This window comes from Sphingomonas sp. CCH9-E2, assembly GCF_001557215.1.
In the GTDB taxonomy this organism is placed as follows: Bacteria; Pseudomonadota; Alphaproteobacteria; order Sphingomonadales; family Sphingomonadaceae; genus Sphingomonas.
In genome coordinates this window covers 1-8,418 of sequence record NZ_LSJM01000231.1, presented here as the reverse complement: position 1 = coordinate 8,418, position 8,418 = coordinate 1, and the positions used below count along the sequence as shown (strand labels likewise).

Genomic DNA, 8,418 nt, shown 5'->3' with positions numbered 1-8,418 from the left:
CGATCGTGCCGGGCCTCGTCGCGCGCGAGATCGCGCCGGCGAGCTGGCAATGGCCCGAGCGCATGGCGGCGCGGACGCTCGACCTTCCCCGTTGGGAAGCGGGGCAGCGGATGATGCAGAGCGCCAGCCCGGCCGCGTTCCGCGCGATCGTCGGGGCCGACAAGATCGTGACGGCCAACCGCGAGACGATCGACCGATGCAGAAAAGCGGCAGGCAAAGCAGACGAGGCGGTACGATGCACGATTAGGATCGCCCCATAGTAACCGCGTGTCTATTCCGCTAAGTAATTGATAATTATACCATCCGACCATAGCCTAACCGTAGCAGCCTTGCGCGGACCTAATTGCGAGTCGGTGCATGGCTTCACGAATAGGCAATCAGTACTAAGTTCAGTTAACCGTAACCTAACGGTTTCAATGCGACATGTAGGTGCGCTGAAGGCGCACTGAGGTAAATATGAGCAGCATCTCCATCAACGATGTCATGGCCTTGCGGAACGCCGTACTCGACAAGAACGCGGCGCTTCGGAATGTAGCGAGCAACCCGAATTCTGACACCGTTTCTGGGGCTACGAGAGGAGCGGCTTTTGACGCAGCGATGAACACCGCGCTGGGAAAGGCGGATAGCCCGAATTCCGTCTCAGGAGTGAGCGGAGCGGCGGGCGTGTCGCAATCAGGACTCGCGGAGCCAGGCGGCTTCGCCACCACTTTTCAGACGCAGCTTCAAAAAATTAACGCGATCAATGCGCGCGCTGGTGCTTTGACGGTCGCCTACGAACGAGGAGAGGAAACCGACATTGCGAAGGTCATGCTAGCGCGGCAGGAGTCCTCAATCGCCTTCGAGGCGACGTTACAAGTTCGCAATAAAGTGCTTTCGGCCTACAAGGACATCATGAGTATGCCGGTCTAGCGCAATCTGCCGAAAGCACATCCCTGGATCGGTAATCCGGTGCTGCGAATTGCCGGCACGACGCGCGATCGGATCGAGGCGCCGGTCGAGCGGGGCGGGCTGGCATGGGTCTTCACAGACACCGCGGGGCGCACCGACACGAGCGATCCGATTGAAGCCATCGGGGTGGAGCGTGCGCGCGAGAGCATGGCAGCCGCCGACCTGGTGCTATGGCTGGGGGATGATCCGCCCCCAGCTTCCGGCATGATCGCCGTCCATGCACGGGCGGACGACCCGGACCGCACGCACGTGCCAAAAACGTTCACGCGACAGTCTCTGCCGGCAATCCGTTAGGTGCCCTTCAGTTTCCGAGCGCTGTTGTGCATGGACACGATCTTCCATCGTCCGTTCATCTTCTTAAGCACGCTTGTGGCGACGCCGAGTCGTTCGACGGCCTCACCGGTTTTTGGCTCGATCCGGTAACGGTAGGTCTCGGTCGCAAGGGCAACCGACCCTTCGAAGCGGACGTCAACCTTGTAGTCGGAGAAGCGGAACGATTTGAACTGCTTCAGCTCGGGACCGAGATGATGAGCCAGGTAGGTGGCGTAGCTGCCCTCAGATGCTCCTGTCTCGAAAACCCGCGCGTCGGTCGTGAACAGTTGCTCGGTTCCAGCAGCGTCAAGCTTTTCGATCGCGTCCTTATACTGTGACAGCGCCGCCGCCACGGCACGTGTGTCAGTGGTGCGGGCGTCTGACTGCGCCCACGCTGCGGCAGGAAGAGCGATCGACACCGCTATAATCATCTTCACGCAGGTGCTCATTTATCATCTCCCAAAACAAAATTAGCCGACCTTAGGATATCTCCATTTGACGCATCAATATGGAGCAGCGGCTGACGTCAGAACGCGAGATGGTCGAGGCCGCCATGCATGAAAGAACCCCCTAGCCAACCCTGGACGGCGATGGCGATGATCGCGCCTACCGAGCCGACGACAAGCATGACGCGTGCCGTATCTCGGTAAAGGCTTGCGCCGCCAAAGCCCGAGTAGCTCCACTGCGAACGCACCGATGATCAAGGCGATCGGAAAGTGAATCACCACCGTGTGCAGGCAACCGAGCCAGCTTGCTAAGCGCTGTCCGAAGGTCTTGTTTTTGGTTGCGGCCTCATCGTGCCCACGACCCATCGCCATGCCGAGCGCCAGTGCCGCCGCCAGCAAAGTCAGCTTCGAAGTCCGCATGATTCAGCGCTTCCCGCAAATTTGCTTACTTTGGTCAATACGTAGCGGCGGACGTTCCCCTCACGGCTCATCGTGCCACCAAGCGTCTGCACCGTTGCAAAATCGGTACGTTCAGCCCGAGCGAAGTAACGGTCCACTTAACGGAACGGCTCGACGCTGGCCGACCGGCGGCTTAGGTCTCGCTTTAACGAAGGGGGCATCGCAACGACAACATGGCCGCGCAACTTGATCAAATAACTACCAAAGAGGATCACGACGGCCTTGTGCGTCGGCTCATTACCCGTTGGCGTGACGATCCGGGCGCGACCTATCGAAGCTGGTTCCTGTGGGACGAGCGGCTGAAGAATTTTCGTTCGATCCGGCGCGGTATCACCCAGGTCGTCGGCGAGATCGAGCGCGGTTCGTTTGGCGTCGCCTATCGCGGATCGTCGCTCGAAACCGTCGTCCATTCCGTTGCCGAACAGCGCCAAATCTTCAAAGGTGCGGACCATGCGTTCCTCTGGAAACCGAAGCTGCGCATCCCCGACATATACGAGAGCCCCGAGAACCAGCGCGCGTTCGGCCGCCTGCTAGACGCCTGTTCGTGTTGCGACACGGCCGAGGAGATCATCGGCCATATCCACGCGATCGACCGCCTGAAGATCAAGGGGCTTGGGCCTGCTGTCGCCAACCTCCTCTACTTCCTTCACCCGACGCTGGTGCCGCCCTTCAACACCGCGATCGTCAAGGGTTACAACGCGCTGACGGGGGCGAACGTGAAGCTTGGGAGCTGGGAGCATTTCCTAGCGATGCGAACCGGCATCCTCGACCTCAACGACCGCTTCCGCGACCTTTTATCGAACGACTTGGGCGCGATCGGCGGCTTGCTGTTCGACATCGGCTCCGATCGCTACCCGGCCCCGCCGCTCGACGTGAGCGGCGCGGCTCTGGCGAGCTGGGGGCAGCGGCTCGAGGCGGCGCGCGAAGAGGCGCGCACGCTTAGCAAGGCCGCGCAGCGTGAAGGCGAGAACGAGCGCACCCATACCGAAATTCAGGCATGGCTTCGCGATCTAGGCTTGGCACTCGGCTATGACGTATGGATCGCCGCAAACGATCGCAGCCGAGCCTTCAACGGATCGCCCTTGGGCGCAGGGTGCCTTGAGCGCTTGCCCGAGACGATCGCGAGGTCGAAGGGCGCTGATTCCATCCGGCTGATCGACGTGCTGTGGCTTGAAAAGGCCGGCGATCACGTCGCCGCAGCGTTCGAGGTGGAGCATTCGACGTCGATCTATTCGGGCATCGTCAGGATGCTCGACCTGGCCTTGAGCGGTAGCGACCTTCACGCGACCGCGGGACTGTTCCTCGTCGCGCCCGACGCGCGCGAGGCGGACGTTCGTGCGCAATTGCAGCGGCCCGCGTTCAGCCGCGTCGCCGACCTCGACATATCCTACCTCCCTTACGGCGAGCTGGAGAGGAACCGCGAGGCCATCGCGCGGTTCGGATCGGGGCTGAAGGCGATCAAGGCCGTATCCAGCAAGCTCGCCTGACACGCCCCGCGCGAGGGCTGGCGCGGGGAGCCACGTATCCTCTAGCATGTAGAGGAGAGCTGCCATGACGATGCCTTCCCCGGCCCCCTGGCTCGACGCCGTGTTGATCGGATGGTTCGTGCTGACCGCGATATCGGTCGCTTACGTCGCGTGGGATGCCTTCACCCGCAACCCCGAGTTGCGGGTGATGAAATGGGGGTGGCTGCTGGTCACGCTCTACGGCGGCCCGATCATGGCCGCGGCCTATGTCCTGTCCTGCCAGGAACCGGCGAACGAGCGGCACGAGGACTTCGTTCGGCCGCTCTGGAAGCAGGCGTTCGGGTCGGCCATTCATTGCATGGCGGGTGACGCGACCGGCGTCATCGCCGCGGCCGCGATCACCACGGCACTCGGCCTGCCGATGTGGCAGGACGTGATTGCGGAATATGTGTTCGGCTTCGCGTTCGGGCTGCTGATTTTCCAGGCGCTGTTCATGCGCGACATGGCGGGCGGTTCCTATTGGGGGGCGCTTCGCATGTCGTTCATCCCCGAATGGCTTTCGATGAATGCCGTTATGGCCGGCATGATCCCGACGATGGTGGTGTTGATGAGCCGGGACATGGCTGCGATGCACGCCAACTCGCTTCGCTTTTGGGGCGTCATGTCGCTTGCGACGCTTGTCGGCTTCGCCGTTGCCTACCCTATCAACCTTTGGCTTGTCGGCGTCCGGTTGAAGCACGGCATGGGCACGGTGCGCGTACTCGGGCATGGCGGGCACGAGGTCGCCGCGGACCGGCAATCGGCTACGCCGATGCCGGACATGAAGCACGATGCGATGGCAGGGATGAGCGGCATGGGGACGGGCCCGCGCGTGACCGGACCGCAGATCGTCGCGATGACGGCGCTGACGCTCCTAATGCTTGGCGCGGGCATCATAGTTGCAACGCTGTTCGGCCGATGGGCGATGTAGCATCGCCTCGATCGACGGAGATCGCGACAAGGGGTGATTCCGCGGCGCGCGTATCAGGGGCAGGCGGGGACTCACACGGAGGTAGAGAGATGCACCAGATCAACCCCGACATGAAGGCGTGCATGGACGCCCTGCCACGAATGCCATGTGCCCTGCCTTCACATGGCGATGAACCATTGCCTTAAATGGGTGGCCAGCACGCCGTGCGGCAATTTGTCATTGGCGGTGCCAATTGGCAGGGAGGCCGAGGCTGTCCCGGGAGACCGAAACGCGATTGAAGACGCCGTAGCCAATCGACAGGAACTGGACCGGGCGACACGTGCCATCGCCGTGTTGCCAACGACCTTGAAGGAATCGCTGGTCCTCCGGACTATCGAGGGCATCAGCCAAGTCGAAACCGCACTGATACTCGACATAAGCGAGAAGGCGGCCGAAACGCGTCTCTATCGCGCCCGCCAACGGGCAGCATCGCTGTCGTAACAGCTTGGCCCCACCCTGTTCGGCAAAAAAGAAGGCACGAGTTTGAGGGGTAAGCGATCTGCCGTCGTATCGTATGCATGGGGGATACAACGGATGCGCGCCGCGGAGACGGCTTTTCGACCAAATCTGGGCAAGACATGGAGCGCGGCGACCAGAAGTCGGGTCAGGGCGCTTTTGCGGTTATGGATGCCATGCGCTGTGTCCTGGCAGTCGTAGTCGCGTTCGCACATGCTTGGTATCTCCTCATCGAAGATTATTGCGGGCAAGCCTCGGTCGCGGCTTCGGCCGGCTATTTTTTGGCTGGTTATGCGCATGCAAGCGTCATTCTTTTCTTCGTGCTCAGCGGCTTCTGGATCGCGCGCAGTATCGACAGACGGATCGGGGATTGGCATTGGTCAAGCTACCTGATCGACCGCCTTGCGCGATTGCTGGTCGTGCTAGTGCCGGCATTGGTGATCGGTGGAGCGCTCGACGCGGTGGGCCTCTACGCCCTCGAGTCATCGACCCATCTCGGCACGACCGAGACTTACGTGCTGCGCAAGGATGTCGTCGGCGCGCTCGAGTGGCATGTGCTGCTAGGCAACATTCTCTTCTTGCAGGGCATCGTGGTTGCGCCGTTCGGCACTAACGGACCACTTTGGAGCCTCGCTTATGAATTCTGGTTTTACATCTGGTTTCCGGCCATTGTCGTCAGTTGGAGGCAACGTCGCCCGTCAATCTTCTTAATTTTTATCGGTCTGGCCTGGATTACGCCATTCATGCTGATCGGCTTTGCTTGTTGGCTTTGTGGTGCTGCGCTTCATGGTATGACCAAAACGCATCTGACCGATTTTCCCCGATCACCGATTGGCCGCACCTGGCTGATCATTGCGAGCAGCATATTACCGGCAATACTTATCGTTGTGCGGGTTGTCGGACTGGAGGGCCTTGAACTGGCACTGGCGGGCGCATTCGCACTTTTTCTATATATATTGCTACGAGCGAATCCGCCAACGCCGCGCTGGTTGCGACCGTTCGCCGGTTATGGAGCAAAAGCCAGCTTTTCACTCTATGCCATGCACTTTCCAATCATGGCATTCGCCGCAGCGTTGTTAGTGGGCTCTGAGCGCTTACCACCAACGGCGGGCAACATCGCACTTGTTGGCGCTACGCTCGCACTTGCAGTTTTTGCCTGTGGTCTGTTTGCGACTCTCACCGAACGGCACACCGCGCGGGTACGCACCTTCTTCTACGCCAAGCTGTTGACCGTCCAGAAAGCGTGCGCGGGCCGTTTGGTATCCTAGAACTGCAGCAAGGCTTGTCGAATCGGTGAGGGGTGGATGGATTACGCACGTATCATCCACTGACTGTTATGGATGCGCTAGCCTGTCCGGCGACGCGCGACACGGCGCGGCGCACTTATGCGGGCGGGCGGCATCAACACGGGAGAGTAGCGATGATGAAGAACGCATATGTGAGCTTGGCGGTGCAGACCGTCGTCAGCGGCATCATCATGTATTTCGTTATGTTCGTGATGATCGACAGTTTAGGCAGCTTCTACAACAACCTGAATATGTTCTATATGACGCTGATGATGGTCGCGCCGATGGTAGTCGCGATGATCCTCGCCATGCGCCATATGTTTCCTTCCAGGGCGGCGAACAGCGCACTAATTATCGGCTCGATCGCGGTCTTCCTCGGCAGCTACGCGCTGATCCGGACGCAGACGACGATCGGAGACCGGGCGTTCACGCGGTCGATGATTCCGCATCACTCGGGCGCGATCCTGATGTGCCAAGAGGCGTCGCTCCGTGATCCCGAGTTGAAAGCGCTATGCGGCGAAATCATCAAGGGGCAGCGCCGCGAGATCGATCAGATGAAGGCCATTCTTCCCCGGCTTTGAACCGAAGCGCGACTGATAGGACAAGCCACCCAACGATTATCGCTTCGGCGGATGAGGGGGGCGCGCTTCCGGCGCGTAGAAAATTGACACGACCCGAGGAGATCGAGCTGCGTATTGTACCCGTGCTGGCGACCCTTGCCTTGCTCGCTACCCCGGCCCTAGCCCAGCAGGCGGGGCATCAGGGCATGAACCATCAAGGCATGGATCATTCCAAGATGATGCAGCCAACCGCGGCCAACCCCTACGGCCCGGCCGAGATGGACATGCACCAGAAGATGATGGCGGCGAAGGGAGCCGATGCCGGCGAGACGTGGATTCGCAAGATGATCGAGCATCACCGCGGTGCGGTCGCGATGTCGCAGATCGCGCTTCGCAGTTCCCAGAATGCAGAGGTCCGGGGCGAGGCGCAGAAAGCCATCACAAGCCAGAACCGCGAAATCGCGACCCTGAATGCGATGCTCCGCAAAATGGGCAAGCCTGCTCAATAACCGCATGGTCCCGCTCCAATCGGACGGGACCGCCAACGATGCTTCGACCAAGATCTGTATGCGCTACCTGATCGCCGCGCTGGCGCTGGGCGTTCGTCGGACGACCTTGGCGGCGACGTGACGGTGAAGGCCGAGCGGGGGACACGCCAGTTCGCGACCGGCGACCGCATCATGTTCCTTCGCAACGAACGGGGCATGGGGGTCAAGAACGGCACGCTCGCCCGATCGAGCGGGTATCGCCCGAGGGCATGGCGGTGCGCCTCGATGACGGGCGCGGTGTCGCGTTCGACACCAAGGATTATGCCCATGTCGATCATGGCTATGCCGCCACCATCCATAAATCGCAGGGGGTGACGGTCGATCGCGCCCCTGTCCTCGCCACCCCCGGCATGGACCGGCACAGCGCCTATGTCGGCATGTCGCGGCATCGCGACGACGTGCATCTCCATTACGGCCGCGCGACTTCGCCGACCAGCGCCAGCTCGTCCGCGCCCTGTCGCGCGACCGGGGCAAGGGACATGGCGGGCGACCATGCCCGGCCCGAGCAGGACCAGGCCCGCGCGTTCGACCGGTTGCGTGCCGCGATAGAAGGTCAGGACCGTGAGCTGGCATTGCTACGCCGTGCCGTGGAGGGCTTGGCGGCCGAGCGCGCCGCGCGATCAACGTGCCCGACTACAGCAAGGCGCTTGGCGTGCTTCAGCAGGGCGTGGACACGGCGACCGGCCGCATCGACCATGTTGTCCATATTCTTTCCAAAGCTCCGGTCATGGCGATGACGCCCAAGCAGATGGCGCAGCGCATCGCGGCGTGAACGCTCGGCCTACCACGTTGGGAAGCAGGGCAGCGCCTAATGCAGAGCGCCAGCCCGACCGCGTTCCGTGGGATCGTCGCGGCCGACAGAATCGTGACGGTTAATCGCGAAGCGATTGAAAGGTGCGTAGAAGCTGCTGCGAAAGCCCGTGAGACG

Annotated in this window: 11 protein-coding genes and 1 pseudogene; 11 read left to right on the top strand and 1 reads right to left on the bottom strand. The window is 61.3% G+C overall.

The window, feature by feature from the left end; genetic code table 11:
* The 3 genes from AX681_RS10950 to AX681_RS23450 form a co-directional block, all read left to right on the top strand.
* Positions 1-260 (top strand): DUF6118 family protein (locus AX681_RS10950; RefSeq protein ID WP_231734942.1); only part of this gene is annotated, 260 nt, incomplete at its 5' end.
* A gap of 196 nt (positions 261-456) precedes the next feature.
* Entirely contained in the window at positions 457-909 is a 453-nt protein-coding gene (locus AX681_RS10945; RefSeq protein ID WP_046195647.1) for a flagellar hook-basal body complex protein FliE, read from the top strand.
* Positions 910-948: 39 nt separating this feature from the next.
* On the top strand, positions 949-1,242 hold the full coding sequence (locus AX681_RS23450; protein WP_046195646.1) for a GTPase: 294 nt from the start codon (positions 949-951) through the stop codon (positions 1,240-1,242).
* Here the strand turns inward: AX681_RS23450 and AX681_RS10935 are convergent.
* Positions 1,239-1,709 carry a YybH family protein gene (locus tag AX681_RS10935; protein ID WP_046407116.1) on the bottom strand — a complete coding sequence of 157 codons (471 nt, stop codon included), beginning with the start codon at positions 1,707-1,709 and terminating at the stop codon, positions 1,239-1,241. The genes AX681_RS23450 and AX681_RS10935 overlap by 4 nt on opposite strands.
* A gap of 629 nt (positions 1,710-2,338) precedes the next feature.
* On the opposite strand from AX681_RS10935, the gene AX681_RS10930 reads away from it, so the two are divergent.
* The 8 genes and pseudogenes from AX681_RS10930 to AX681_RS22840 all read left to right on the top strand — a co-directional run.
* Complete coding sequence (locus AX681_RS10930; RefSeq protein WP_046407118.1) at positions 2,339-3,652, top strand: hypothetical protein; 1,314 nt, start codon at positions 2,339-2,341, stop codon at positions 3,650-3,652.
* A 64-nt stretch (positions 3,653-3,716) separates the two neighbouring features.
* Entirely contained in the window at positions 3,717-4,601 is an 885-nt protein-coding gene (locus AX681_RS10925; protein ID WP_046407119.1) for a DUF4396 domain-containing protein, read from the top strand.
* Positions 4,602-4,763: 162 nt separating this feature from the next.
* Positions 4,764-5,081 carry an RNA polymerase sigma factor gene (locus AX681_RS10920; RefSeq protein WP_017183481.1) on the top strand — a complete coding sequence of 106 codons (318 nt, stop codon included), beginning with the start codon at positions 4,764-4,766 and terminating at the stop codon, positions 5,079-5,081.
* Positions 5,082-5,218: 137 nt separating this feature from the next.
* Positions 5,219-6,364 (top strand): acyltransferase family protein, encoded by a 1,146-nt coding sequence (locus tag AX681_RS10915; RefSeq protein ID WP_066487700.1) that lies wholly within the window; start codon positions 5,219-5,221, stop codon positions 6,362-6,364.
* Between the two features lie 152 nt (positions 6,365-6,516).
* Positions 6,517-6,963, top strand: a complete 447-nt coding sequence (locus AX681_RS10910) for a DUF305 domain-containing protein (RefSeq protein WP_081796470.1) — start codon at positions 6,517-6,519, stop codon at positions 6,961-6,963.
* Between the two features lie 83 nt (positions 6,964-7,046).
* Positions 7,047-7,451: a DUF305 domain-containing protein gene (locus AX681_RS10905; protein ID WP_007406997.1), complete on the top strand. Its 405-nt coding sequence runs from the start codon at positions 7,047-7,049 to the stop codon at positions 7,449-7,451.
* Between the two features lie 90 nt (positions 7,452-7,541).
* Positions 7,542-8,008 (top strand): annotated as a pseudogene (locus tag AX681_RS21420) (Ti-type conjugative transfer relaxase TraA); the annotation flags it as partial.
* A 293-nt stretch (positions 8,009-8,301) separates the two neighbouring features.
* Positions 8,302-8,418 (top strand): DUF6118 family protein (locus AX681_RS22840; RefSeq protein ID WP_231733813.1); only part of this gene is annotated, 117 nt, incomplete at its 3' end.